The following is a 25948-nucleotide window of genomic DNA, read 5'->3' as shown; positions in this document are numbered from 1 at the left end:
ACGGGACACATCGGCCCGGCGACCGGTGATTTCACCGGCCGCCGTTGTATTCCGGCAACGACGGCTTGCCGCCGAAGATCACCTGGCTCGGGTCGCGCTCCAGGCTGCGGACCGTGCGGTTGAGGGTGCTCAGGGTCCGCTGGCCGTCCCCGGACAGGGCCTCCACCTCCCGGCGGCCGGTGCCGCTGAGCCGGCCGAAATTGGTCGCGATGCTGGCGGTGCGCTTGTCGAGGTTCTCCGACATCACCCGGAAGGCCTTGCCGGCGTCGCGCACCGAGACCGCGGCGGCGCGGATCTCCGAGAAGGTGCTGGAGCCCTCCTGGCCCGAGGCCGAGCCGAGGAAGCCCTGGGCGCCGTTGAGCACCGCGTCGATCTTGTCGGCCGAGGCGTTGAGCTTGGCGGCGAGCGACCGGGCGTCGTGCAGGCTCCCCTCGATGTCGGGGCTGGCCTTGGACAGGGCCTCCGAGAAGCGGTCGGCGTTGTCGATCACGTGGCCGAGCTTGGCGCCGTCCACCGCCTTGACCAGGGCCGAGATGTTCGGCCCGGCATCGGCCAGCGTCTTGGAGAAGGTCTCGACGTTGGTGAGCGAGCGGTTGATCGCGCCCTCGTTGGCCGAGACCAGCCGGTCGAGGCGGGCCAGCATGTCGTCGGCCCGCTGCGCCACCTGGCGGGCGAGCGCCATCATGTCCTGCATGTCGGAGGAATCGGCGAAGATCGTCGGCGGCTCGCCGTTGGCCATCGGGGTCAGCGCCGGCGCATCGGCGTTGCCGCCCGACAGCGAGATCACCGAGACGCCGGTGAGCATCGCGGAATCGAGCCGGGCGCGGGTATCGGCCCGCAGCGGCGTCGCTGGCTCGACCTTGATCTGGGCCAGAACCCGGCGCGGATCCTGCGGGGCGAGGCGGATATCGGTGACCTCGCCGACCTTGATGCCGTTGAAGTTCACGCTCGACCCGCGCGACAGTCCCCCGACCGAGCCGGAGAAGACGATCCGCACCGTCTGGCTGACCTGCCGCGACGAGCCGCCGGAGAGCCACAGCACGGTGCCGAAGCCCGCCAGGATGACGGCGATGGTGAAGGCCCCGATGAGGGCGTAGTTCGCGCGGGTTTCCATGCGCTCAGCCTGTTCTTCTGCCTGGCGGACGGGACCCGTCCGGGCGTCGGGCCTCAACTCCCGGACAGGAGCGGGGCGGGATCGGGATGGGGAAGCGGTCAGGCATGGGCCGCCGCATTCCCCGTGGCGATGGCCCGGGCGCGCTTGCCGTGGAAATAGGCGCGCAGCCAGGGATGGTCGCTCGCCAGCATCTCGTCGATGTTGCCGGCCGCGATGATCTGGCCGTCGCCGAGCGCCGCGATGCGGTCGCAGGCGGTGTAGAGGCTGTCGAGGTCGTGGGTGACCATGAAAACGGTGAGCCCCAGCGTCTCCTTCAGCGTCGAGACGAGGTCGTCGAACTCGCCCGCGCCGATCGGATCGAGGCCCGAGGTCGGCTCGTCCAGGAACAGGATCTCGGGGTCGAGCGCCAGGGAGCGGGCCAGAGCCGCGCGCTTGATCATGCCGCCCGACAGTTCCGAGGGCAGCTTGTCGGCGGCGTCGGGCTTCAGGCCGACCATCTCGATCTTGAGGCGGGCGAACTCGTCGAGCAGGCGCTCGGACAGGTTCAGGTGCTCGCGCATCGGCACCTGGATGTTCTGCTTGACAGTGAGCGACGAGAACAGGGCACCCTGCTGGAACAGAACGCCCCAGCGCTGCTCCATCCGCCGCCGCTCGGCGTAGGTCAGGTCGTCCACGTCGCGGCCGAACACCTCGATCGTGCCGGCCCGCTTCGGGTTGAGGCCCAGGATCGTCCGGGTCAGCACCGACTTGCCCTGGCCGGAGGGGCCGACGAAGCCCAGGATCTCCCCGGCCCGGATGTCGAGGTTCAGGCCTTTCAGGATGTCGCGGTCGCGGAAGCCGACCACGAGGTCGCGCACGCGGATGATCGGGGCGGGGGCGGTCATCGAGGCATCCATCGGGGCGGCCTCAGAAATCGATCGCGGCGAAGAACACCGCGAACAGGCCATCGAGGACGATGACCATGAAGATGGCCTTCACGACCGAGGCGGTGACGTGGCGTCCCAGCGATTCCGCCGAGCCCTCCACGGCGAAGCCCTCGATGGTCGCGATGATGCCGATGGTCAGCGCCATGAACGGCGCCTTGATCAGGCCGACCATCACGTGGTGGATGCCCACCGCCGCCTGGAGCCGGGCCAGGAACTGGTCGAGGGTCAGCCCGCCGTAGAGCATCGCGGTGAGGCCGCCGCCGGCGAGCGCCGCGATGTCGCCGATCAGCGTCAGCATCGGCAGGCCGATCATCAGGGCCAGCACCCGGGGCACGATCAGGATCTCGACCGGGTCGAGGCCCATGACGCGCAGCGCATCGACCTCCTCGCGCATGCGCATGGAGCCGATCTCGGCGGTGATCGCCGAGCCCGAGCGGCCGGCCACCATGATCGAGGTCAGGAGCACGCCGAGTTCGCGCAGGATCAGCAGGCCGATCAGGTTGACCACGAAGGTCTGGGCGCCGAAGCGCTGGAGCTGGAAGATGCCCTGCTGGGCGACGATGCCGCCCACCAGGAACGAGATCAGAACGATGATCGGCGTGCCGTTGAGGGCCACCTGCTCGATCTGGTTGACCAGGGCCGTGCCCCGGAAGGTGCCGGGCCGCAGGGCGACGCGGCCGCAGGCGGCGATCAGCTCGCCCAGGAAGGCGAGGGCGGTGACGAATTCCTGCCCCCCGCGCACGGTCCGGCGCCCGGTGGCATCGAGCCATCCCACGATCCGGCCGTGACGCCGCGGCGGCGGCGCCTCGGGCTCGCGCAGGCGGACCTCGCCCAGCAGGGTGCGGTGCTCGGACCGCACGCCGAGATAGGTGAGGCCGCCCCCGGCGCGCTCGATCTCGGCGCGGGTGCGCTCCAGGACCCAGGCGCCCAGGGTGTCGAGGCGCTCGATCCCCGCCAGGTCGAGGGCCACAGGCCCGGCCCGGCCGGCCGCCGCGATGCGCGCGGCCGCGGCCTCGACGGCGGGCGCCTGGTCGGCGGTCCAGCGGCCGTCGAGCGCCAGCCGGCCGTCCGACGTCCGGTCCCGCACCGATGCGCCCGCCAAGGCGGCGGGAACAATGCCCTCGCTCAGCAAGACTTCACTCCTCGATCGAGGCACCACCCTGCCGGGCGGTTATGTCGACATTACGGTTGACGATCCGTGTCCGCCCTCACCCCTGCCGCAGGGCGGGCGGCGAGGGCGAGCCCGAGGCCGGCGGCGGCCAGCGGCGCCATCAGCAGGAAGGCGAGGGGGCCGCCGGCCCGGTAGGCGAGGCCGCTCACCAGGGTGGCGACCACGGAGATACCGGCATTGACCGCGCTGAGCGTGCCCTGCGCGCGCCCGCGGGCGCCCTCCGGGGCGTAGGCCGAGACCGCCGCCATGGCGCCGAGCTGCGTCGCCCCGAAGGTCAGGCCGTGGAGGGCCTGCAGCGGCACCAGGGCGGCCAGGCGGTCGCCGAGCAGGAACATCCCGATCGCCCGCAGGATGGCGGCCCCCCCGCCGAGGGCCAGGAGCCGCACCGGGCTGCGCCACGCCGCCGGCAGGGCGGGCAGGGCGGCGAACAGCGCGATCTCGGCCAGCACCCCGGTCGCCCAGAGCGATCCGACCCAGGCCGCCGGGATGCCGCGATCAATCCAGTAGATGCTGCCGAACCCGTAGATCGCGCCGTGGCTCGCCTGGATCGCCGCGGCGGCGCCGATGCAGAGCCACAGGATCGGCGGCAGGCGCGGCCGTCCGGCGCCGGCGGCGGGCTGCGGCAGGGCCGCCACCGCGCGGCTGCGCCACGCCACCAGGGCCGCCCCGAGGGCGAGGCCGGTGAGCAGCAGCGGCACCGCCAGCCGGCCGCCCAGCGCCGAGAGCAGGAGCCCGCCGGCGAGGTTCGCCAGCAGGAAGGCGACGGAGCCCGCCATCCGGATCCGGGAATAGGCGAGGCGGGCGTCCCGGCGCACGGCCGCGAGCGTCAGGTAGTCGATGCAGGGCACGAGCGGTGCGCCGGCGACCGCGTTGAGCACGATCAGCGCGGCGAGCCAGGGCCAGGCGATCGCCGCGGCGGTCGGCATCAGCGCGTAGGTCAGGCTGAGCGCGAGGCTGCCGAGCAGGATCATCCGGCGGGGCCCGAGCCCGCGGTCGAGCAGGCTCATCAGCGGCGCGGTCGCGGCGATCCGGGTGGCGATCGGCAGCGCCAGCAGCACGCCGATCACCCCGGCATCGAGCCCGAGGGCGTCGAGCCAGACCGGCATGAACGGCATGGCGATGCCGATCTCGGTGAAGACCACGGCGTAGAGCAGCGACAGGCGCGCCGGGCCGGACGGGCGGGGCAAGACGGGCTCGGGGGCTTTCGGGGAGGCCCGGCGGCGGGCCGCCCCGTAAGTGCCCGTTAAACGGATCCTGTCAAATTGCCGCGGTGTCGCGCTCGCCGCGGGCGTTCAGGGAAGCTCATGTCCGGTCCCGCCACCCCGAGCCCGAACGCGCCGGCCGAGTACGACGCCATCGCGGCGACGATCGCCGCCTCCGAGCGCGGGCGCTGGTTCCTGGCCGAGCATGCCCGCCGGAACCGGGGGGCCGAGACCGAGACGCTGCTCGGGGCGATCGCCCGTCTGGAGCGGAACGTCGTCGCCGACCGCGGCCACGAGGCATTCGGACAGATGCGCGGCAACCTCGTCGAGATGGCCGAAGCGATCAGCCGGACCAAGAGCGAGATCGCGGCGATCAGCGCCGCGGACCGCCAGCAGACCCGTCTGACGCAGGCGTCGCTGGCCCTCGACGGGATCGTGCGCGAGACCGAGCGGGCGACGTCGGACATCCTCGGCTCGGCCGAGGCGATCCAGGAATCCGCCTGGACGCTGCGCGAGCGGGGCGCCGATGCGGCGGCCTGCGACGCCCTCGATCTGCACGCGACCGCGATCTACACGGCCTGCTCGTTCCAGGACCTCACGGCGCAGCGCACCGCCCGGATCGTCTACACCCTGCGCTACCTCGAAGACCGCCTGTCGGCGATGATCGCGATCTGGGGCGACAGGGCCGCGCGGGTGCCGTCCCCGCCCGGCGCCGGGACAGGCGCGCGGGCCGGCGCCGGGGAGGCCGAGGCGGGCGATCTCTGCCAGAGCGACATCGATCGCTACATCAGCATGGAGGTCCCGGCGGTGACGGCGGCCGCCCTCGTGGCCCGGCCGGGGAGCCCAGCGCTGCACGAGGATCTCGTGTTCCTGCCGGTCTCGGACGGCGCCCAGATCGGGGCCGACGCGGACAGCGAGCCGGCCCGGGAAATGCTCGAACTCGACTGGGCCGGGATCGTCGCGGCCGCCCCCGCGCCGGGCGGGATGCAGACGGAGGCAGGGCAGGGGGAGGCGGCGCTGAGCCTGGCCAAGATCGACGCCCTGTCGCCGGAGCAGCGGCTCGCCCTGTTCGCCTGACCGGCGCGCCGCATCGTGAACGGACCGGCGGCGCCCCGGATGGGGCATCCGCCGGCGCGCAGGTGGTCCGGAAGACCCGGTCCCCCTTTGCCCGATCATGCTCTATCAGGGGCCCCCGCCGAGACAACCGAGACCGCGCGCCCGTGGCCCTGCACCTGATCAAGCTCTGCGTCGGCCCCGCCTCGATCGCCGATCTCGAAGCGCGGCAGGCCCGGGTCCTGGCCGAGGCGCTCCGGGAGGGGCGGGCGGCCGCGCCGTCCCACGTCACCCGGACCCTGCCCAAGCGGCACCGCGAGATCAGCGGCCAGGGCTCGATCTACTGGGTGATCCGCGGGACCCTCTCCTGCCGGCAGGCGATCACCGCGATCGAGCCGGTGACGGGCGAGGACGGCATCCCGCGCTGCCGCCTGGTCTTCGATCCAAGCCTCGTCCCGGTGGCCCCCCGGCCCTGCCGCCCATTCCAGGGCTGGCGCTACCTCACGGCCCACGATGCGCCGGCCGACCTCGGCGCGGCGGCGGCGGGCGACCTCGCCGAGATGCCCGAAGCCCTGCGGCGGGAGCTGGTCGGCCTCGGCCTGCTGTGACGGCGCCGCCCGTCCCGGGGCAGGCCGGCGGGACGCGTCACAGAACCCGGCCCTTTCAAGATGTGTCCGGAGGTGCCGGGACACCGACCAGGCGCGGGATCCCCCTCACCATCGCTACGATGTCCACACATTGGCTCGGGAAGGCGCGACAGGCCCCCTCTCCTGTGCGGACCAGCGAATTCACGCTTCGCGTTCGGTATCATCGCCCGGTCGACGGGTGTGCCGGTCCGGCGTTGCCACACACCCTCCCTCCCCCGCAGAGGGGGGAGGGAAACGCGGTGAACATCGTAGCCCGCACGGCAGAAGGGACCCGCGCCCCGTCCTGTGCCCAAGTAGCCCGGCTCGATCCGTGAAGCCGCAAACCCGAAAGGCGGAGGGGAAACACGCGGCTTTTTCACGATGTTACAGCCATGGATCGTGATCCATGCACCCAGCCCAAACACCTTGAAAGGGCTGCTTCCAGAGCCGGTCCCGGTCGCGCTGCGAAGGGGACCGGCTCTGGCTCCTTGTTCGAACGGGCTCTCCTAAGCCGAACCGGCATCCACTGCGGCGGACAGCACGCTACGCCCCGTCGAAGCGCCCGCTGGCATGGGCCAGCATCGTGTAGACCTTGCCGGTCTCGGAGGTGAGATAGGCGTCGGTCCGCTTGGCGTCGCTGTCGTTCTTGACCACGTCGCCGAGCAGGCGCTCGAACTCGCTGACGTAGCGGTCGACGCTCCGGCGGAACTCCGCATCCGCCCGGTAGCGGCGCTGGATCTCCGTGAAGGTCGTCCGGCCCTGGGGCGTGTAGATCCGCGGATCGAACAGGTTCGGCTCGCCGCGCCGGTAGCGCTCCCACAGGTCGACGGCGGTCCGGTGCTCGATCATCTTGGCGATGTCGGTCGAGATCGTGTCGAGGGCGATCCGCCCGGTCTCGGCGGCGGCCACCGGGGTCCGCCGTCCCGACGGCGCGGCGGCGGCCAGTGCCTCGGCGCCCGGTTCGGCCTCCTGATCGTCGTCCAGCGAGGCGCGGGTCAGCAGGTCGGACAGCCAGCCCCGCTTGTCCCCGGCCTGCGCAGGGCCGGCGGGGCGGGCCGGGGCGGCCGTGCGCGGTGCCTCGATCCGGGCCGCCTGACCGGCCGCCGCGGGCCGCGACCGCGCCGGGGGCGCCGGCAGCGTCAGGGGCGGCATGGCGGGGGGGGCCGACGCGAAGGACGGGGCCGGTGCAGGAGCCTGGATCGCGGCCTGGGTCGCGGCCTGGGCGGCCGCAGGCACCGCGGCGGCCCGGCCACCGCCCTCGGCGACCCGCCGCTGGGCCTGCGGCTGGGCGACGTCCACCGAGCGGCCGGAGCGGGAGACCAGGGTCGAGAGCTCGTTGAGCGCCTTGATCTGGTCCGCCACCACCCGGCGCATCTCGCCCGTGGCGTCCTGCGTCTCGCGGGGCAGGTCGAGCACGCCCTTGGCGAGTTCGGCGCGGGTCGCGTCGAGTTCGCCGCGGATCGAGCCCGCCATCTCGCGCAGCGCCGAGAAGGAGTCGCCGAAGCTGGCCTGGGCCTCCTGGAAGCCGCTGCGCATCTCCCGGGACGCCTCCTCGATGGCCTGCCGCACGCCGTGGGCGGCCTTCTCGCCCTCGGCGCTGGCGCTGTCCTTCAGGTCGGCGAAGGCGCTCGTCACCGAGGCGCCGGCGCCCTGCGCCGTCCGGGTCAGGGTCTCGCCCACGCTGCGGGCGCGCTCCTCGGCGGCGCGCAGCGTGCGCTCGATCGTCTGCGCCAGGGCGTTGCCGTTCTGCTCCAGGGCGGCGGCGCGGGCCTCGAAGGTGGCCAGCGCCTCCGTGAGCGCCGTCTCGCGGCCCGACAGGGCCGAACCCAGCCGCTCCTCGATGGCGGCCAGCGAGGCCGCCGCCCGGTCGAGGGTGGCCACATGGGTGGCGGTCTGCTCCCCGAGCGAGCGGCCCCGGTCGTCGAGGGTCTCGGCCAGGCGGGACGCCTCGCTCAGGGCCCCGTCGGCGGCGCCGCGCAGGGCCTCGACCTGCGCGGAGACACCCGCGCTGGCTCTTCCGGTCTCGGCGGCGATGCGCTGCAGCGCCCCCTGGACCTGCTCGATCCGGTCCGCGAGGCTCCTTTCGACCGCGCCGAGATTCGTGTCGGCCCCGGCGACCAGCTCGCCGAGCGCCGCGTTGGCGGTCTCGATCCGCTGGAGCAGGGTGCCGAGTTCCCGGCCCATCCGGTCGTTGGTCTCGAACAGCTCCGACAGGGTGCGGCCCGCCCCGTCCTCGACGGCGGCGCGCAGCAGCTCGGCCGAGGCCCGCGACTGCACGGCCAGCTCCTCGGTCCGCTCCCGCAGGCTCTCGGCCAGGGGCAGGCCGGTCTCGGCGAGGGCCCGCTCGATGGCGTCGGCCCGGTCGGCCAGGGCATGGGACAGGTCGAGCATCGGCCCGTCGATGGCGGCCCGCAGGCGCTCGACATGCCCCTCCAGGGTGTCGCCGACCGCGCGTCCGCTGTCGTCGAGGCCGGCGAGGAGGGCACCGCCCCGCTCCTCGATGGCGCGCACCAGGACCTCGGCGCTCTCGGCGAGGCGGCGGGACAGGGCCTCGCCGCGGGCGTCCACGAGGGTGCCCAGGGCGTTGATCCGCCGCTCGAATCCGGCCCCGAGGGCCTCCGTGCGGTCGTCGATCAGGCCCGCCAGGGTCGCCTCGCGGCGGCTCAGCGTCTCGGCCAGCGCCGCGTTGTGGGCGTCGACCTGCTCGGCATGGGCCCGCGCCCGCTCGTCCAGGGCAGCCACGAGAGTCGCGGTGCGCTCGTCGATCAGGCCCGCGAAGGCCTCGTGGCGGTCGTCGAAGGCGTTGGCCAGCGTGTCGGCGCGCTGCGCCACCAGGGTCGCGAACAGCCGCATGCGGCTGTCGATCCGCTGGGTGAAGGCGTCGGCGCGGGCATCGACGCCGCGGGCCAGGGCCTCGCTGTGCGCCTCCACGGCCTGCGCCAGGGCCGCCGCGCGGCCCTCCACGACCCCGTCGAGGTCGCGCAGCCGGGTGTCGAACACCTCGACCAGCGCGCCGGTGCGGCCCTGGGCGGCGTCGATCAGGGTCCGGCTGCGCTCGTCGAGCAGCCCCTCGATCGCCGCGCGCGCCTCCTCGAAGGTCGTCCGCAGGGCCTCGATCCGCGTATCCACCCGCTCGGACACGTCGCGGCCGGTCCCCTCGACGATCGCGCCGAGGCGCCCCTGTACCCGCTCGAACAAGAGCTGCAATTCGCCGGTCCGCTCCTTGAGGAGTTCGGCGAGCTGGCCCTCGCGGGTCTCCAGCAGGCCGGCGATGGCGGGATTGACCTTCTCGATGGTCGCCTGGAGCGCCTGCGTCCGGTGCTCGATCGTGCCGGCGATCTGGCGGCCGCGGGTCTCCACGAGGCGGTCGATCTCGCCCTGCGCCCGCTCGAACAGGCCCTGGAGGTCCGAGAGCCGGTTATCCAGCAGGTCCGCCAGCTGGCCGGGCGCCGTGTCGAGGATCGTGCGCAGACCCTCGGTCCGGGTCGCGATGGCGTCGGCGACCTCCTGGCCGCGCCCGTCCACGAGGTCGCGCAGGCCGGTCTGGGCCTCCTCGAACAGGGTCTGGAGGCGCTGCGTGCGGGAATCGAGGGTGGCGGCGAGCTGGCGCTCGCGGGTCTCCACCAGCGCCGAGACGGCGGCGGGGGCCTCCTCCAGCACGCCGCGCAGGGACTGGATGCGCGCGTCGACCGAGGCGGTGAAGCGGCCACCGCCGTCCTCCACCACGGCGTCGAGGGCCGACTGGGCCTCCTGGAACAGGGTTTTGAGGGACTGGGCCCGCTCGCCGAGGGTGTCGGCGAGGCGGTTGCCGCGCCCCTCGACCAGGGTCTCGAGGTGGCCCAGCCGCTCGTCGAACAGGCTGCCGAGCTGCCGGGTCCGGTCGTCCAGGGCCCCGGTCGCGGTGCCGAACGCACCGTCCAGGGCGGCGACCAGGGCCTGCCCGCGGCCGTCCAGCGCCGCGTTGATCGGGCCCATGCGGCCGTCGAGGGTGGCGGCCAGGGTGCCGGCGTGATCGTCCAGCATCACGCGGATCTGGTTGGTGCGGTCGTCGAGCAGGGTATGGACCGTGCGCACGCCGTCGTCGAGCAGGCCGCTGATGTCGGCGGTGCGGCTCGACAGGGTGTGGCCCAGGCGGCCCTCGCCGGCGTCGAGCATGCGCTCGGCATCCGCGATGGTCTGCTGGAGCTTGGCCAGGACGCTCTCGCCGCGCTGGTCGATCAGTTCGGCCAGCGACGTGCCGCCGCGGTCGAGCAGGCGGGCCAGTTCGGTGATCCGGCCGCCGATCGCCCCGAACACCGCCCGGCCCTTCTCGTCGAGCTCGCCCGACACGGCGGCGATGCGCTCGTCGATGAGCCGGCCGAGCAGATCGGCGCGCTCCGCGAAGGCGGCGCGCACGGCCTCGGTGCGGGCGGCCAGCGTCGCGTCGGCGCTCTCGGTGCGCTCGTCCACCAGCCGCACGAGGGCCTCGGCGCGGCCCGACAGCGACGCCTCGAGACCGCTCGTGGCCGCCTCGATCGTGGCGGTCAGAGCGCGGACGCGCTCGGCCATGGCGCCGTCGAGGCCGCCGGTCCGGTCGGCGACCATCGCCACGAGGTCGCGCGTCCGGCCGGCCAGTTCCTCGTCCACCGCGCGGGTGCGCGCCTCGATGAGGCGGATCGCCTCGAAGGCCTGGACGCCGAAGCTCTCGTCCACGAGCCGGGCGCGCTCGTCGAGCGTGTCGGCGATCGCCTGCAGGCGGCCGATCACGCCGGCGTCGAAGTGGCCGGCGCTCTCCTCGATCCGGCGGGCGATCTCGCCCGTGTGCCGGGCGATGTCCTGCCCGAGCCCGGAGGTGCGCCCATCGAGCATCTCCACGAGGCCGCGGTGGCCCTCGGCCACGATGCGCGCCATCTCGTCGGTGCGCGACCGCAGGGCCTCGTCCATCGCGGTGGCGCGCCTGCCGAGCTGGCCGTCGATGTGGCTGACGAGGTCCGCGACGGCCGCGCCGATCTCGGCGGCCCGCTGGGCGGAGCGCTCCTCCAGCCCCCCGAGATGGGTCTCGATCAGGCTGCCGGCCTCGCGGGCCCGGGCCGAGATCGTCTCGGCCACGGCCTGGCCCTTGCCGGTGATGAGCCGGTCCATCTCCTCCAGCCGGGCGCCGACGGTCTCTCCGAGGGCGGCGGTGTCGCGGCCGATCCGGTCGGCCAGGATGTCGCCGCGGGCGATGGTCTCCTGCAGGGTGGCGAGGCGGCTGCCCAGCGTCTCGTCGATCGCCCGGACCCGGCCGTCGGCGGTCTCGGCGAAGCGCGCGCCCGTCTGGCTGAGGGTGTCGGCGATGCGGGCGCCCTGACTCGCCACGGCGAGCACGATGTCGCGGCCGGTGCCGCTGATCCGGGCCTGGGTCTCGTCGGCGTGGCTGGCGAGCAGGCCCGCGACGCTCCGGCCGTGCTCCCCGAAGGTGGATTCCATTGCGCCGATCTGGGCGGCGAGGTCGTCCGAGATCGCCCGGGCGGCCTCGGCGAGGCTGCCGGTGGCGTCGCCGGTGCGGGCGGAGAGTTCGCGGTTGAGATCGTCGAGGGCGGCGCGGACGGCCGAGACCGCCTCCGTGCCGCGGCTCCCGAGATCCGTCCCGGCGCGATCGGCGGCTTCGAGGAACCGGGCCATGAGGGACGCGGTCTCGGCCTCGACGGTGCCGGCGACCTCCGCGGAGGCGGTGCGCAGGGTCTCCAGGGTCGCGGCCAGCCGGGCGGCGGCGTCGCGGGCCTGCGCCTCGGCGGCGGTGCCCGTCCGCTCGGCGGCGGCGGCGAGCGCCTCGGCCGCCTCCTCGGTCCGCGCCGCCAGGGCGGCGGCCGAATCCGCGATCCGATGCTCGAAGGCCCGGACGGCCTCGAGGGTCCGGGTCTCGACCGCGCCGGTGGCGGCCTCGGTCGTCCCGTGCAGGGCGGTGGTGGCCTCCTCGGCGCCGCGCCGGAGCGCCGCGACCGCCTCGGCCGCGCGCCCGTCGATCTCGCCGGACAGGCCCTCGACCGTGCCGCGCAGGGACTTGACCGCGGAGGCCGCCCCCGTCTCGAAGCCCTGGCCCAGCGCCGAGAAGGCGGCCTCCAGGTTGGCCGCGACCGCGTCGGTCCGCCGCGCGATGCCGCTTCCGGCGCGCTCGGCCGCCGCGGCGACGCGGTTCTCCAGATCCGCCGCCCGCACCGTCACGGTCTCGTCGAGCCGCGCCGCGATGCCGTCCATCCGGTCGGCGACGCCGCCGCCCCGCTCGGCGAGGGCCTCGGCGATCCGCTCGGCGGCGCCGAGCAGGTCGTCGCGAACCGCGCCGGCCCGGGCCGTCAGGGTCTCGCCGACGCCGCTGGCGGCGAGTGCCAGGGCAGCCTGGGCGTCGCGCCCGCGCCCCTCGATCGTCTCGGCGACCGCCAGGCCCGCGCTCTCAATCTCGCCCCGCAACGCCGTGCCGCGGCCGGCGATGTCCTGCGTGAGGGCCGACCCGGTCTCGGCGAAGCGCGCCGTGATCTCGGCACCCATCGCGCCGAAACGGTCGGTCAGCTCGGATCCGCGCGACAGGAACACGGTCTCCAGCCCGGTCGCCGAACGCTCGAAGCTCTCGCGCACCGCGCCGGCCTGTCGCTCCAGCGCCGCGCCGACCCGCGCACCGGTCTCCTCGAGACTCCGGGCCAGGGTGCCGGCATTCTCGGACAGACGGCCCGCCAGGGCGGTGCCGGCGGCCTCGAAGGCGCCGGTCGCCTCGCCGGCGTGGCCCTGGAACGTGCGGGTCAGGCTCTCGCCGACCTCCTGGAGGCTGCCGCGCACCGCGTGGCTGGTGGCCGTGAGATTGTCGATGAGGTCGCTGCCGCGGGCGTTCATCAGGCCGACGACCCGGTCGCCGGCCTCGCCCAGGGAGGCGGTGATGGCGGCGCCGCGGGTCGCCAGAGCCCCGGTCACGCGCTCACCCGCGCCGTTCACCGCGGAGACGATCCGGTCGGAGGCGCCCTCCAGCTCCTGGCTCAGGCTCTGGTGCGAGCCGGTGATGGCTGTCCGCACCCGGTCGGCATTGGTGACGATGGCCTCCCGCTGGGCCACCAGCTCCTCGACGAGGGAGCGGATCCGGATCTCGTTGTCGGAATAGGCCCGTTCCAGCGTGGCGATCTCGCCGCGCACCAGGGTCTCGAGCTCGCCGGCCCGGGCAAGCGCCCGCTCGACGCCGTCGCCCACCGCCGCCACCTCCCGGCGCACGGTCTGCGACATGGTCAGGACCGCGTCGGTGGAGAAGCTCTCGGGCTCGGCCAGCCGCACCGCGACCTCGCCGACCGCGCGGGCGACGAGGCGCATCTCCTGGGCGCGCACCGCCAGCATGGCGGCGATGACGAACAGCACCACCGGGCCGAACAGGGCCGCGGCGGCGACGCTCGCCTGGAGGGCCGAGAGCCCCGCGACGACGACGCGCAGGTCGCCCTCGGACTTCGTCCAGGCGATCAGCACGAGGGCGCCGATCCAGGCGAGGCCGGCGGCCAGGGCGAACAGGTAGGGCTTCGGCGAGGAGCGGACCCGGAGGGTCTGCTGCAGGATGCCGATGTTGCGCCGGTCGTCGTTGGCCACGAGCGAGCGGTCGGGGGGCAGGAGGCCGCCCTCGCGGCGCGGGCGCTCCAGGCCGGGCGGGGGCAGGTCGGAGGCGAGCGGCGGGTCGAGGTCGAGGCGCGGCGGCATGGTCCGCCCGACCGGGTCGAGGTTCCCGTCGAGCAGCGGATCGGCGTCACCGACATCGGGCAGGCGCGGCTCGGCGCGACCCTCGGGGCCGGTCGGCGTCAGGGCGTCGAGGTTCAGCGCCTGCTCGATCGCAGAGAGCGCGGCCTCGGCCGGATCCTTCAGCTTCTTCTCGGTCGCCATTCAACGCCTCGTCACACGGGATCACCGGCACCTGGGGAGGCGGATGCCGGAGACGCAACGCCCCGTTTACCATTACAAGATTAGACCTGGGCAGCGATTGCCGATACCCGAGCCTCCGGCCGGCCCCAGAAAACGTTAACCGAATGGTTACCGACCCTGCCGCTCACCGCCTCCGCATCCTGCCGCACGGGAGGGGTCCGGCGCGATCCCCAGCCGGCGAATCGGGGGGTGAATTGTGTGGATCAGACCCGCAATCCCCGAAGAACACCGAGTCCGGGAGCCCCGGCATGCCGCCGATCATGCCGCCGATCGACCGCGCGGCGCTCGACGCCCAGACCGGCGGCGATGCCGACCTCGCCCGCGAGGTTCTGATGCTGTTTGCCGGCCAGTGCCGGTCGATCCTGCCGCGGCTCACCGACCCGGCCCTCCCGCGGGGTGAGCGCGCCGACCTCGCCCATACCCTGAAGGGCTCGGCCGCGGGGGTCGGCGCCACACGGATCCACGCGCTGGCGGATGCCGCGGAGACGCGCCTGCGGGACGGCGGCGGGCCGGTGCCCCTCGACGACCTCGCGGACGCGGTCGCGGCGGCGCTCGCCGCGGTCGCCGTCTGGCACCCCTGACGGGCCCGGCCGCGATGCGGCGATCGAACCGGGATCGGCGTCAATTGCCGCGCTTGCATTCCGAAGTTTCAGCCGCCAAGCAGTCACGCCGCCCGTTGGACTGAATGCGCCCGACGCGAGCCCGGAGCCCCCAGCATGCCCAAGATCACCTACGTCGACCACGCCGGGACGGAGAGGACCGTCGAAGGCAGTGTCGGCGCGACCGTGATGGAGACGGCTCTGCGCAACAACGTGCCGGGCATCGACGCGGAATGCGGCGGCGCCTGCGCCTGCGCGACCTGCCACGTCTACGTCGGCGACGCGTGGATCGAGGTGGTCGGCAAGGCCCAGGACATGGAGCAGGACATGCTCGATTTCGCCAGCGACGTGCGCGACAATTCCCGCCTGTCCTGCCAGATCAAGATCACCCCGGCGCTCGATGGGCTCGTGGTGACGACGCCGTCCCAGCAGGGCTGATCCGGCTTCGGTTCCGGTCGGTTCCGCCGGCCTGCCTCTAACACGCCATCGCGCGTGCAGCGAAGCGACCCGGGGCAGCGTGACGTCGGCGGGCATGGCACCGCTGGGCGGCTTCGCTGCGCTCGCAAAGACGGCGGCAGCGGGCGCTCAGCACCGCGACGGCGGCACCAGGAAACGGCGCCTCACCGCACCAGCGACCGCGCGGCCGCATCGAGCCCCTCCAGGGTGAGCGGGAACATCCGGCCGCCGACGAGCCGCTGCATCATCCCGACCGACTGGGTGTAGCCCCAATGCGTCTCGGGCACCGGGTTCAGCCACGCCGTCTTCGGGAAGTGATCGAGGAGGCGCTGCATCCACACGGCGCCGGCCTCCGCGTTCCAGTGCTCCACCGAGCCGCCCGGTGCGGCGATCTCGTAGGGGCTCATGGAGGCATCGCCCACGAACACCACCCGGTAGTCGCTGCCGTAGGTGCGGATCACGTCCAAGAGCGGCGTCTTCGCCTCGTGCCGGCGCCGGTTCTCGGTCCAGACCGCCTCGTAGGGGCAGTTGTGGAAATAGTAGTGCGCGAGGTGCTTGAACTCCGAGCGCGCCGCCGAGAACAGGGTCTCCGCCTGCTCGATGTGCCAGTCCATGGACCCGCCGACATCGAGGAACAGCAGCACCTTCACGGCATTGCGCCGCTCCGGCCGCAGCTTCACGTCGATATAACCCTGGCGGGCGCTCGCGCGGATCGTGCCGTCGAGGTCGAGCTCCTCGGCGGCGCCGGTCCGGGCGAAGCGGCGCAGGCGCCGCAGGGCGAGGCGCATCGTGCGCGCGCCGATCTCCCGGTCGTCGTCGAGGTCCTTGAACGCACGCTTGTCCCAGACCTTCACCGCGCGGAAGTTGCGGTTGCCGTCCTGGCCGATGCGGATCCCCTCGGGATTGTAGCCGTAGGCGCCGAACGGCGAGGTCCCGCCGGTGCCGATCCATTTCGAGCCGCCCTGATGGCGCCCCTTCTGCTCGGCCAGCCGCTGCTTCAGGGTCTCGAACAGCTTGTCCCAGCCGAGCGCCTTCAGTTCCGCCTTCTCGGCCTCGGTCAGGTACTTGTCGGCGATCCTGCGCAGCCATTCCTCGGGGACGGCGGTGGGCTCCACCGCCTCGCCCAGGGTCTCCAGACCCTTGAACACCGTGCCGAACACCCGGTCGAACCGGTCGAGATGCGACTCGTCCTTCACCAGGGCCGTGCGCGACAGGAAGTAGAACGCCTCGACCTCGTGCCCGGCGAGTCCCCGGTCGAGGGCATCGAGCAGGGTCAGGTACTCCCTCAGGGAGACGGGGACCTTGGCGTCCCGGAGGGCCGTGAAGAACTGCAGCAGCATCCGCCAAGAACGCGCCAGCCGGCGGCGCGGGTCAAGTCCAGGCGAATCGGAGTCACTTGGACCAAGCTTGGCAGGACTTCCCGGACCGGATTCCGAATCTTCAGGGATGGTCGACAAGATTCAGCGCCGCGTCACCGGTCGATTCCGACGCCGCGCGGAGTCTCTCCGGACACTCACGCCGCAGAAGCTGGGTATAAGTCATCGAATCTGTTGATATGTGCCGTCGGACGCCTCGTGCGGTCACTCATTCGGTCATGGGAATCGCTCAACTCGAAGGATCGAGTGTGTGCGGACGCGGCCACGCGGACCGGACAGGGCAAGCGAGGAGACCTGCGATGGCGGTCATCCTGCGGAATCTGACGGATTTCAAGCGGTTTCTTGGGAAGCCGGGCGCGACGATTCAGTTGGTGCGCAACACCTTCATGGACCGTCAGCCGGAGGCGACCCGGGAGGGCTACCGCGACAAGGGCATGTACGCGCCGCGCGCCGTGCAGGCCCTGTCGCGCAAGGCCGCGGTGTTCACCCTGCGGGGCTATCCCGGAACGGTCTGGCTCTACTGGGACAAGGGCGCGCGGGGCTGGCGCTTCTCCGGGGACACCGTGACGGTGCCGCTGGTCACCGGCCTCGGGCCGGCGGACGAGCTGGTCTACCGCTGCAGCTTCGCCGACGGGTTCGAGCCGGCGCAGCGCAACCGCGTCGTGCGGCGCCCGAAGCTCGCCGAGGCTCATCCCGCCCCGGCCTGAGGCCAGCCGCGCCGGACGAGGCCCGCGCGGCGATCCCGGGCCGGACGGGCCCCTGGCTCACGCCTCCTGGCCGGCCGCCTCCTCCCGGCGCCCGGGCTCCCGCTTCACCGCGGGCTTGCCCAGGGCCTTCCCGACGGTGCGCCGCGCCCGGAAGATCGGCTTCGCCTCGTTCTCGCGCTTCTTGAGGAGGGCCCGGTACTCGTCCCGCCGCTCGTGGATCGACGCGATGACGAGACCCATCGGCACGCCGACATCGACCAGCACCGCCTCGGACAATTGCAGGGATGCCTCGATCGTCTCTGGCACCGCGTCGTCGACGCCGAGTTCGTACAGCGCCGTGGCGTGGCGGGCGTCGCGGGCCCGGGCGACGATGGTCAGGTCCGGCCGCTCGGCGCGGGCCGCCGTCACCGCCGCCTCGACGGCCCGGGGATTGTCGAGGGTCACCACGAGGGCCCGGGCCGAGGCGATGTCGCAGCGGCGCAGGATCTCGGTGTTTCCGGAATCGCCGAAGAAGACCGGCGCGCCGGCGCGCCGCTGCTCGGCCACCCGGGCGGGGTCGGAATCGAGGGCGAGATACGGGATCTTGTGCCGCTCCAGCATCTCGCCGACCTGCCGTCCGACGCGGCCGAAGCCCGCGACGATCACCCGGTTCTCCACCCGGTCGGGCAGTGGTTCGGTCCCGGCGGCGGCCCGGGCGTTGGCCGTCGCCCGCAGCTTGAGCCGCCGGCCGATCGCTGCGAGCCCCGGGATCATAATCATCGTGACGGTGGTCACCACCAGGGCGGCGGATCCGACCTCCTCGGGCACGAGGCCGGTCGCCATCGCGCCGCCGATCAGCACGTAGGCGAACTCCCCGCCCGGCCCGAGCAGCAGCGCCGTCTCGATCGCCACCGGCCGGGGGATCTTCATCACCGGGGCGGCCATCACCACCACGGCGGCCTTGATCAGGACCAGCGCCAGCGAGAGGCCCAGGATCGCGCCGGGCGTCGCCATGAGCTGGGCCGGATCGAGGTTCATGCCCACCGAGACGAAGAACACCCCGAGCAGCAGGCCCTTGAACGGGTCGATGGTCGCTTCGATCGCCCGGCGATACTCGGTCTCGGCCAGCAGAAGCCCGGCCACGAAGGCGCCCAGCGTCATCGACAGGCCGCTCGCCGCCGCGGTCAGCGCCGTGCCGACGATGACGAGCAGGCAGGCCGCCATGAACAGCTCGGTGGAGCGCGTGCGCGCCACGAGCTGGAACAGCGGGCGCAGGGCGAGGCGCCCGGCGATCACGATCAGCACCAGCGCGATGGCCGCCTGGCCCAGGGCCATGGCGAGCGCCCAGCCCTTGTCGCCCCCGTCGTCGCGGCCGAGCACCGCGATGGCGAAGAGGGCCGGCGCCACCGCCAGGTCCTGGAACAGCAGGACCGCGAAGCTCGCCCGGCCGGTGGGCGCGTTGAGCCGCTTCTGCTCCGCCAGGACCGGCAGCACCACGGCGGTCGACGACAGGGCGAGCCCGATCCCCACGATCACCGCGCCGGCCAGCGGCACGCTCAACCCGTAGAGGATGATCGCGAGGACGAGGGCGGAGCAGCCCACCTGCAGGGAGCCCAGGCCGAAGACGAGGCGGCGCAGGATCCTGAGGCGCTCCCAGGACAGCTCGATCCCGATCATGAACATCAGGAAGATCACGCCGAACTCGGCGAGATGCGCGATCTCCGTGCGGTTGCCGATGGTGAAGAGGTGCACGTAGGGATGATCGTCGGCGAAGCGCCCGAGGCCGTAGGGTCCCAGCAGGGCGCCGGCGCCGATGAAGCCGAGCACCGGCGAGATCCGCAGACGGTGGAACAACGGCACCACGATGCCCGCGGTGACGAGGAACAGGATCGCTTCCTTGTAGGAGCCGGCGTGGAGCTCTGGCATCGGCGGCGGATCGAACCTCGCTGTTCGGGACGGAGCAGGCGCCGATCACGGCTGCGCGATCATGGGTCGCCTCCGCCCGGCGGGCAACCGGTTTCGGCGCCGGCGCGGCCGGCCGCGTGCGATCTGACACAAGCCGGATACACGATCCGGGTGAGACATTTCGGCCACCGGACCGGTGCCCACAGGCGCCCGGACGGTCGAGGCGTGCAACGCGGCCCAAAATCGGCACAATGCACGCATACACGCGGGAGTTAACCGAGGGTTAAGCGTGGGCGGGCCGTGCCCGGGACTGGACCCGATGGATGCGACGAGGCCGATGATTTCCATCAAATCGATTTTCTCCGGCCCGGCCGCCCCTCCGAGCCGCGACCGCAAGCGCGAGCAGCGGGAATGGAGGCTCGAATCCGACCGCTGGCGCCACCAGCGGCACGTCGACCGGGGCTACCGCGTCAAGTGGGGCTACGTGGCGATCGCCTACCTCGTCGAGTTCATGGTGATCGGCGCCTCGCTCTGGGGCGCGTGGCTGTTCGCCAGCGTGTACAGCGACGGCGACTGGCACGCGTTCTACTTCATGTTGCTGGCGCCCCTGGTCTACGCCGCCGTGGAGCTGTGCCGGGTCCCCCTCGGCATCCTGGCCCGCACCCAGCGCTCGTATTTCGTGCGCGCCCTCGCCGTGCTCGGCATCGTCTTCGCCGCCGGCGTGACGACCAAGTCGGTGTCGCAGCTCGGCGAGATGATGTTCCACCCGCGCCTGATGGAGGCCGCCAAGGCCAAGACCGCCCTGAAGGACGCCCAGGCCGACCGCGCCACGATCGGTGACCGCATCAAGGCGGCCGACGAGCGCGTGGCGCAGTACACGGCCGAACTCGACCAGATCGAGAAGCGCGCCTCCGACAACGCCCAGCAGCTCGCCGGCCTGCCGGCCCAGCGCTGCGAGCGGGTCTTCGGGACCAACAGCAAGGGCCGGAAGTACCAGAACCTGAAATGCCTGGCCGACCCGCGGGTGGCCGCCCTCTCGGCGGGAGTCACCAAGGCCTCAACGGACCGCGCTGCGCTGATCAAGAACCTCGAGGAGGCCCGCAAGGCCCGGGCGGCCCTCGATCCCGGCGCCGCCGACCGGCACGTGGCCGATGCCGAGCAGGCCTATCGCAACGCGGTCAACCGCTCGCAGCTCCACTCCTTCACCGCCATGGTCTACGGGGTCGACCCGATCGACGTGAGCGAGCGCCAGGTCCACGCCTTCCTGCGGATCTTCGTGTTCGTGCCGGCCCTCTGCGCCGCCTTCGCGTCGACGATCCTGGCGCTGAGCGCGGTCTCCACCCGCCGGACCTTCATGGACGAGGACGACCTCGGCGCCGCCGTGAACCCGGAGGCCGCCCCCTACATGCTGGACGCCATCGCCGACGCCCTGCGCTCGAATCCTGAGCCGATCCTGCCCCGGGCGGCCAACGCCTCGGGCGCGGTGATCCCGATGAACCGGCCCGTGCCGGGCCAGCAGGCCCTGCCCGGACAGACCCATCCGGGCCAGACCCTCCCGGCCGCGGGAGCCGGCGCATGAACTACGTCGCCAACGGCACGCCGGAGAACGTCGCCCTCGCCCAGCAGGTGAATTCCCGGCTGCGGGCGGATTCGAGCTACGTCGCCGCCCGCGCCTTCCTGTTCCGGGCGCTCGGCTTCGGCGCCTTCGCGTGCCTCGCGGGCATCGGCGTCGGGGCGGCGGCCTATGGCTGGGCGACGCTCAACCAGTTCGACACCGCGGCGGAGAAGATCGCCGCCGCCATGCAGACCGCGCTCTCGGACGTGACCCTCAAGACCAAGGGCGAGGTCACGCTGACCGACAACACCCTCAAGCTCGAGGGCCTGCCCAAGATGGGCGGAGGCACGCCGACGCCCACCCGGGCGCAGCTCGGCAGCGACGCCGCCCCGGCCTCGAAGGCGGCGGTGAACACCACCTTCACGGTGTTCAAGCAGGTGCCCTACCTCGACGGGCAGATCGTGACCGGCTGGAACTTCAAGGACAATGCCGACCAGCCCTACCAGCAATATTGCTACTTCTCCCGCCGCTCCAACGAGTCCAAGGGGCAGGTCGAGATCAAGATCGACCTCGCCATGGACGGCAAGACCTTGCCGCAGCCGCAGAAATCCGACGTGAACCTGGAGATCCTGGCCCGGAACTGCGTCTGGCACGAGAAGGGTTAGGCCCGGCTCGCTTGCCGGGCGGCGTCGCCACGCGCTACCGGTTGCGTCCAGGCCAGTTTCTCCGAGAGCGCGATGCGATTTTCCGGAACCGAGTCGTACGTCGCGACCCCCGACCTCACCGCCGCGGTCAACGCCGCCGTGGTCCTGGAACGGCCGCTCCTGGTGAAGGGCGAGCCGGGCACCGGCAAGACCGTGCTGGCCGAGGAGATCGCCAAGGGGTTGAACGCCCCGCTGATCGTCTGGAACATCAAGTCGACCACCAAGGCCCAGCAGGGCCTCTACGAGTACGACGCGGTCTCGCGGCTGCGCGACTCGCAGCTCGGCGACAAGCGGGTCTCGGAGATCGGCCACTACATCCGCCGCGGCAAGCTGTGGGAGGCGTTCACGGCGCCCGAGCGGCCGGTCCTGCTCATCGACGAGATCGACAAGGCCGACATCGAGTTCCCCAACGACCTCCTGACCGAACTCGACCGGATGGAGTTCCACGTCTACGAGACCGGCGAGACCGTGAAGGCCGTGCGCCGGCCGATCGTGATCATCACGTCGAACAACGAGAAGGAGCTACCGGACGCGTTCCTGCGCCGCTGCTTCTTCCACTACATCACGTTTCCGGACGCCGAGACGCTGCAGCGCATCGTCGACGTCCATTATCCGGGCCTCAAGCACCGCCTCGTCGAGGAGGCCCTGCGGACCTTCCTGGCGATGCGCGAGGTGCCGGGCCTCAAGAAGAAGCCCTCGACCTCGGAGTTGCTCGACTGGCTGAAGCTCCTCGTCTCCGAGGACATCGCCCCCGAGACCCTGCGCGAGCAGGACGGCCGCAAGCTGATCCCGCCGCTGCACGGGGCGCTCCTGAAGAACGAGCAGGATGTCAGCCTGTTCGAGAAGCTCGCCTTCATGATGCGGCGGGAGCAGCGGGGCGGCTGACATCCGAACCGCCGCGGTTCCCGCGCGCCGCGCTTTCGGCTAACCCGGCCCGGCGAGACCGCGGCGCCGGTCCGGATTTCTGGCCAGGGGCTCACGTCATGCGCAGGCTGATCCTGTTGCGGCACGCCAAGTCGGACCGACCGGCGGGCGTCGCCGACCGCGAACGTCCGCTCAACCCCCGGGGCCGGCGGGCGGCGCCGGCGGTGGGCGCCCGTCTCGCGCAGGACGGGCTGCGTCCGGACCTCGCCCTGGTCTCGACGGCCCAGCGCACCCGGGAGACCTGGGCGGCGATGGCGGCCGCGCTCGGCGACCCCGAGACCCGCTGGCAGCCGGAGATCTACGAGGCGCCGGCACACCGGATCCTGGCGGTGATCGGGGCCGCGCCCGACACGGCGGCCACGGTGATGGTCGTCGGCCACAATCCGGGGTTGGGCGACCTCGCCGCCGACCTCGCCGGGGAGGGGCCGCGCGACGCCCGCAACCGCCTGGCCCTCGAATTTCCGACCGCCGCCTACGTGGTGATCGATTTCGACACGGATCGCTGGGCCGAGATCGCCCCCGGGCAGGGGCGCCTGGACCGGTTCGTGCGCCCCCGCGACATCGATCCAGATCTGGGCGGCTGAAGTCTTTGGGATCCCAAAGGGCGAGCCCTTTGGTGGGGTATCGGGGTGAAACCCCGATGTCGGGCTTCGCCCGAGCCCAGCAGGGCGCTGCCCTGCACCCGCGAAAGGGCTCGCCCTTTCGAAACCCCGTCAGGCCACCGGCACCGCGGCGTGCGTGGCGACCTCCGCGTGGGAGGGCAGGGGGGAGCCCGGCACGAACGCCTCGAAGGCCGCCCAGAAATCCTGCCGGATCGCGTCGCGCTCCGACAGGATCTCGTGGCGCGAATCCGGCAGGACCAGGATGTGCCCGGCCTTGAGCCGCGCGGCGAAGCGCTCGGTATCGGGGGTGCCGCAGACCGGGTCGGCCCCCGACGCGACGATCAGGGTCGGCACGGCGATGCGCGGGGCCGCCCGCGGGTCGCGCAGGCGCGCCATCGCCCGGAACGCCTCGGAGAGCCACGCGATCGTCGGGTCGCCCACGGCGCCGGCACCGACCTGCCGGGCCGCGGCGGCGTTGCGGGCGTAGCGGACGGGATCCCGCGAGAGACGGTTGCCGGCATAGGGGTTGGTGGCGATCGAGACCGGCTTGCCGAACGGGATGTAGCGGCCCCCGAGCCCGAGGCGGTGCAGGCCCCGCGAGAGCAGGGCCGCCCCCGCCGGCCAGCGGATCATCCGGATCGACAGCATCGGCGCCAGCGCCACGAGGCGGCGGAACGGCAGCGCGCCGTCGAGCGCGGCCAGGAGCGCCACGCAGCCGCCCATGGAGTGCGCGAGGCCGATATGCGGCTCCGGCATCAGCGGCACCAGCACGGTCTCGGCCACGGCCCTCAGGTCGAGCCGGTAATCGTCGAAGCGGGCGACGTGACCCTTGTGCGGATCGTCCACCCGCCGGTCCGACTCGCCCTGGCCGCGCCAGTCGAAGGCCACGACCGCGAAGCCGCGGGCGCGCAGGTCGTGGATCGTCTCGTAATACTTCTCGATGAACTCGGCCCGGCCCTGCAGCAGGCAGACCGTGCCCCGGCAGGTCCGGGTCGCCGCAGGCCAGTAGGCCGCCCGCAGGGTGAAATCGTCGCGCGTGCCCACCGCGATCAGCGTGCCGCCCGGCGGCACCGGGTTGTCGGGCGTGCCGCGCAGGGTCAGCAGCGGCGGCTCTCCCCCGGTCTCACCGTCGAAGCGTCTCACGGGCCCACCTCAGCACGTCGGTCCACCGCCGGATCGTAGCGAAAAAATCCCGCCGGCCGCCATGGCGCGGCCACTTGAAGCCCGATTTTTCCCTCCCGATATCTCACCCGTGCCGGCCTCCGGGCGGCACGAGAGACGGGTCCGGCCCCTTCGGGCGGACCGATCCAACATGTTGCTCACACGAGGATATGTCATGCGTCAGTTCGACCTCGCCCCCCTCTATCGCTCCACCGTCGGCTTCGACCGGCTGTTCTCCGCCCTCGACCAGTTCGCCAGCGCCGAGGCTGCGCCCACCTACCCGCCCTACAACATCGAGCGCACCGGCGAGACCGCCTACCGCATCACCGTCGCGGTCGCCGGCTTCACCGAGGCCGACCTGTCGATCGAAGTGCGGGAGAACGCGCTCACGCTGAAGGGCGAGCGCACGGCCGAGTCCAAGGCCGAGTTCCTGCATCAGGGCATCGCGGCCCGGTCCTTCGAGCGCCGCTTCCAGCTCGCCGACCACGTCCAGGTGACGGGTGCGGCCCTGGAGAACGGCCTCCTCCACATCGACCTCGTCCGCGAGGTTCCGGAGGCGAAGAAGCCGCGCCGCATCCAGATCGCCACGGCGGGCCGCGCCGGCGCCCCGGTGATCGAGGGTGACGTCCGCAAGGATGCGGTCCAGCAGGCGGCCTGATCCCGCCCGCACGCGAGCTTCGGACCCTCTTGCAAAGCTCTGAAGCGCCCCGGCCGCCCGGCCGGGGCTTTTCATGTGTCGGCTGTCATAATCGCGTGTGCGCTTCGTGCTCTGTTTCCGGCGAAGCGGCGCATGACGCGCGCCCGGAGTGAACCGGACCATGGTCGCCAATCTCGCCCGCGGAGCCTACAGCGCGCTCGGAGCCGGCTGGCACAGGGGCGTGCAATGGGGCGTCGGCGCGCCGATCGCGAAGCTGCGCCGCCGGCAGATGCATCGCCGGGACCTCGCGGGCGGCCCGGCCGGCATCGCCGAAATCCTGTCGGCCGAGCAGGCGATCCGCCTGCCCGAACCGTTCGAGGGCCGCAGCCTGGGCCGGATCGGCAACCTCGAAGTGCGGCTGGCGACCAGGAAGTCCGAGATCCGCCGGGCGCAGCGCCTGCGCTTCAAGGTGTTCTACGAGGAGATGTCGGCGGTCCCCACGGGGCTCGCGGCCCTGTCGCGCCGGGACGCCGATGCCTACGACGCGCTCTGCGACCACCTCCTCGTCCTGGACCACGAGGCCAAGCGGCGGAAGAAGCCGTTCGTCGAGCACCGGCCCAAGGTGGTCGGGACCTATCGCCTCCTGCGCAGTGACGTGGCCGAGCGCCATGCCGGATTCTACTCCGAGGGCGAGTACGACCTCGCGCCGCTGCTGGCCGCCCAGGGCCACCGGCGGCTCCTGGAACTGGGCCGCTCCTGCGTGCTCAAGCCCTACCGGAGCAAGCGCACCGTCGAACTCCTGTGGCAGGGGATCTACGCCTACGTCCTGCACCACCGGATCGACGCGCTGATCGGCTGCGCCAGCCTGGAGGGCACCGATCCGGACCGGCTGGCCCTGCCGCTCGCCTTCCTCCACCACCATGCCCGCGCCCCCGAGGGCTGGCGGGTGCGGCCGCTGCCGGAGCGCGCGGTGGCGATGGATCGTCTGCCGCGCGAGGCGGTGGACCCCAAGGCCGCCCTGCAGGCGCTGCCGCCCCTGATCAAAGGCTACCTGCGCCTCGGCGCCACCTTCGGCGACGGCGCGGTGATCGACCGCCAGTTCGGCACCACCGACGTGTTCGTGACGCTGCCGGTGGAGGCGATCGGCGCCCGCTACCGCGGACATTTCGCGCCTGCGGGGTAAGCGGACCGGAGTGCCCCGGTGCCGTCATCCCATCCAACCACCTCATCCTGAGGTGCCGGAGCGGAGCGGAGGCCTCGAAGGAGCCCTCGAGATGGCGCCGCGATCCCTGGAGCCCTCCTTCGAGGCCCGCTTCGCGGTCACCTCAGGATGAGGGGGTCTGTTAGGA

19 protein-coding genes are annotated in these 25948 nt (G+C 72.6%); 11 read left to right on the top strand and 8 right to left on the bottom strand.

The annotated features are described in order from the left end of the window. Positions 1-31: 31 nt before the first annotated feature. The 4 genes from AC3IF3_RS26925 to AC3IF3_RS26910 all read right to left on the bottom strand — a co-directional run bounded on the left by AC3IF3_RS26925 (position 32) and on the right by AC3IF3_RS26910 (position 4398). Positions 32-1114 (bottom strand): MlaD family protein, encoded by a 1083-nt coding sequence (locus tag AC3IF3_RS26925; RefSeq protein ID WP_243967768.1) that lies wholly within the window; start codon positions 1112-1114, stop codon positions 32-34. Between the two features lie 98 nt (positions 1115-1212). Next, positions 1213-1998, bottom strand: coding sequence for an ABC transporter ATP-binding protein (locus AC3IF3_RS26920; RefSeq protein WP_489230962.1), 786 nt, complete (start codon positions 1996-1998; stop codon positions 1213-1215). Between the two features lie 22 nt (positions 1999-2020). Then, a complete protein-coding gene (locus AC3IF3_RS26915; protein WP_409564796.1) occupies positions 2021-3157 on the bottom strand; it encodes an ABC transporter permease in 1137 nt (378 codons plus the stop codon). A gap of 65 nt (positions 3158-3222) precedes the next feature. Continuing rightward, positions 3223-4398, bottom strand: a complete 1176-nt coding sequence (locus AC3IF3_RS26910) for an MFS transporter (RefSeq protein ID WP_243967771.1) — start codon at positions 4396-4398, stop codon at positions 3223-3225. Between the two features lie 117 nt (positions 4399-4515). Between AC3IF3_RS26910 and AC3IF3_RS26905 the strand changes: the two genes are divergently transcribed. Both AC3IF3_RS26905 and AC3IF3_RS26900 read left to right on the top strand, forming a co-directional pair. Next, positions 4516-5490 carry a hypothetical protein gene (locus AC3IF3_RS26905; RefSeq protein ID WP_489230961.1) on the top strand — a complete coding sequence of 325 codons (975 nt, stop codon included), beginning with the start codon at positions 4516-4518 and terminating at the stop codon, positions 5488-5490. Between the two features lie 143 nt (positions 5491-5633). After that, positions 5634-6074, top strand: a complete 441-nt coding sequence (locus tag AC3IF3_RS26900) for a DUF1489 family protein (RefSeq protein ID WP_243967773.1) — start codon at positions 5634-5636, stop codon at positions 6072-6074. Positions 6075-6635: 561 nt separating this feature from the next. Here the strand turns inward: AC3IF3_RS26900 and AC3IF3_RS26895 are convergent. Then, on the bottom strand, positions 6636-13955 hold the full coding sequence (locus AC3IF3_RS26895) for an apolipoprotein A-IV repeat region-like domain-containing protein (RefSeq protein ID WP_489230960.1): 7320 nt from the start codon (positions 13953-13955) through the stop codon (positions 6636-6638). A gap of 299 nt (positions 13956-14254) precedes the next feature. On the opposite strand from AC3IF3_RS26895, the gene AC3IF3_RS26890 reads away from it, so the two are divergent. Further along, a complete protein-coding gene (locus AC3IF3_RS26890; protein ID WP_243967783.1) occupies positions 14255-14575 on the top strand; it encodes an Hpt domain-containing protein in 321 nt (106 codons plus the stop codon). 135 nt (positions 14576-14710) lie between these two features. After that, positions 14711-15031: a 2Fe-2S iron-sulfur cluster-binding protein gene (locus AC3IF3_RS26885; RefSeq protein WP_243967776.1), complete on the top strand. Its 321-nt coding sequence runs from the start codon at positions 14711-14713 to the stop codon at positions 15029-15031. Between the two features lie 182 nt (positions 15032-15213). Here AC3IF3_RS26885 and AC3IF3_RS26880 read toward each other — a convergent pair whose 3' ends face one another. Further along, positions 15214-16389 (bottom strand): vWA domain-containing protein, encoded by a 1176-nt coding sequence (locus AC3IF3_RS26880; RefSeq protein ID WP_489230959.1) that lies wholly within the window; start codon positions 16387-16389, stop codon positions 15214-15216. A gap of 335 nt (positions 16390-16724) precedes the next feature. Here AC3IF3_RS26880 and AC3IF3_RS26875 point away from each other — a divergent pair, with 335 nt between their 5' ends. Then, complete coding sequence (locus AC3IF3_RS26875; protein WP_243967778.1) at positions 16725-17132, top strand: hypothetical protein; 408 nt, start codon at positions 16725-16727, stop codon at positions 17130-17132. Positions 17133-17189: 57 nt separating this feature from the next. On the opposite strand, the gene AC3IF3_RS26870 is transcribed toward AC3IF3_RS26875, so the two are convergent. Continuing rightward, positions 17190-19037, bottom strand: coding sequence for a cation:proton antiporter domain-containing protein (locus tag AC3IF3_RS26870; RefSeq protein WP_489219063.1), 1848 nt, complete (start codon positions 19035-19037; stop codon positions 17190-17192). Positions 19038-19335: 298 nt separating this feature from the next. Between AC3IF3_RS26870 and AC3IF3_RS26865 the strand changes: the two genes are divergently transcribed. The 4 genes from AC3IF3_RS26865 to AC3IF3_RS26850 all read left to right on the top strand — a co-directional run bounded on the left by AC3IF3_RS26865 (position 19336) and on the right by AC3IF3_RS26850 (position 22783). Further along, on the top strand, positions 19336-20595 hold the full coding sequence (locus AC3IF3_RS26865; RefSeq protein ID WP_489230957.1) for an ATPase: 1260 nt from the start codon (positions 19336-19338) through the stop codon (positions 20593-20595). Further along, the gene (locus tag AC3IF3_RS26860) at positions 20592-21236 is read left to right on the top strand and encodes a hypothetical protein (protein ID WP_243972319.1); all 645 of its coding nucleotides are present in this window, start codon (positions 20592-20594) and stop codon (positions 21234-21236) included. The genes AC3IF3_RS26865 and AC3IF3_RS26860 overlap by 4 nt, the downstream gene beginning before the upstream one ends. A 72-nt stretch (positions 21237-21308) precedes the next feature. Next, positions 21309-22160 (top strand): AAA family ATPase, encoded by an 852-nt coding sequence (locus tag AC3IF3_RS26855; protein WP_243972321.1) that lies wholly within the window; start codon positions 21309-21311, stop codon positions 22158-22160. Positions 22161-22258: 98 nt separating this feature from the next. Next, on the top strand, positions 22259-22783 hold the full coding sequence (locus tag AC3IF3_RS26850) for a SixA phosphatase family protein (protein ID WP_489230956.1): 525 nt from the start codon (positions 22259-22261) through the stop codon (positions 22781-22783). A 129-nt stretch (positions 22784-22912) separates the two neighbouring features. Here the strand turns inward: AC3IF3_RS26850 and AC3IF3_RS26845 are convergent, their stop codons facing one another. After that, positions 22913-23905, bottom strand: a complete 993-nt coding sequence (locus tag AC3IF3_RS26845; RefSeq protein ID WP_489231376.1) for an alpha/beta fold hydrolase — start codon at positions 23903-23905, stop codon at positions 22913-22915. Between the two features lie 232 nt (positions 23906-24137). Here AC3IF3_RS26845 and AC3IF3_RS26840 point away from each other — a divergent pair, with 232 nt between their 5' ends. Both AC3IF3_RS26840 and olsB read left to right on the top strand, forming a co-directional pair. Then, positions 24138-24620 (top strand): Hsp20 family protein, encoded by a 483-nt coding sequence (locus AC3IF3_RS26840; RefSeq protein ID WP_489230954.1) that lies wholly within the window; start codon positions 24138-24140, stop codon positions 24618-24620. 160 nt (positions 24621-24780) lie between these two features. Beyond that, positions 24781-25782 carry a l-ornithine N(alpha)-acyltransferase gene (olsB, locus tag AC3IF3_RS26835; protein WP_489230953.1) on the top strand — a complete coding sequence of 334 codons (1002 nt, stop codon included), beginning with the start codon at positions 24781-24783 and terminating at the stop codon, positions 25780-25782. Positions 25783-25948: the final 166 nt, after the last annotated feature.

This window comes from Methylobacterium sp. J-118, from assembly GCF_057836565.1.
The sequence above is the reverse complement of the archived record's forward strand: the minus strand, read 5'-3'. Positions and strand labels throughout refer to the sequence as shown.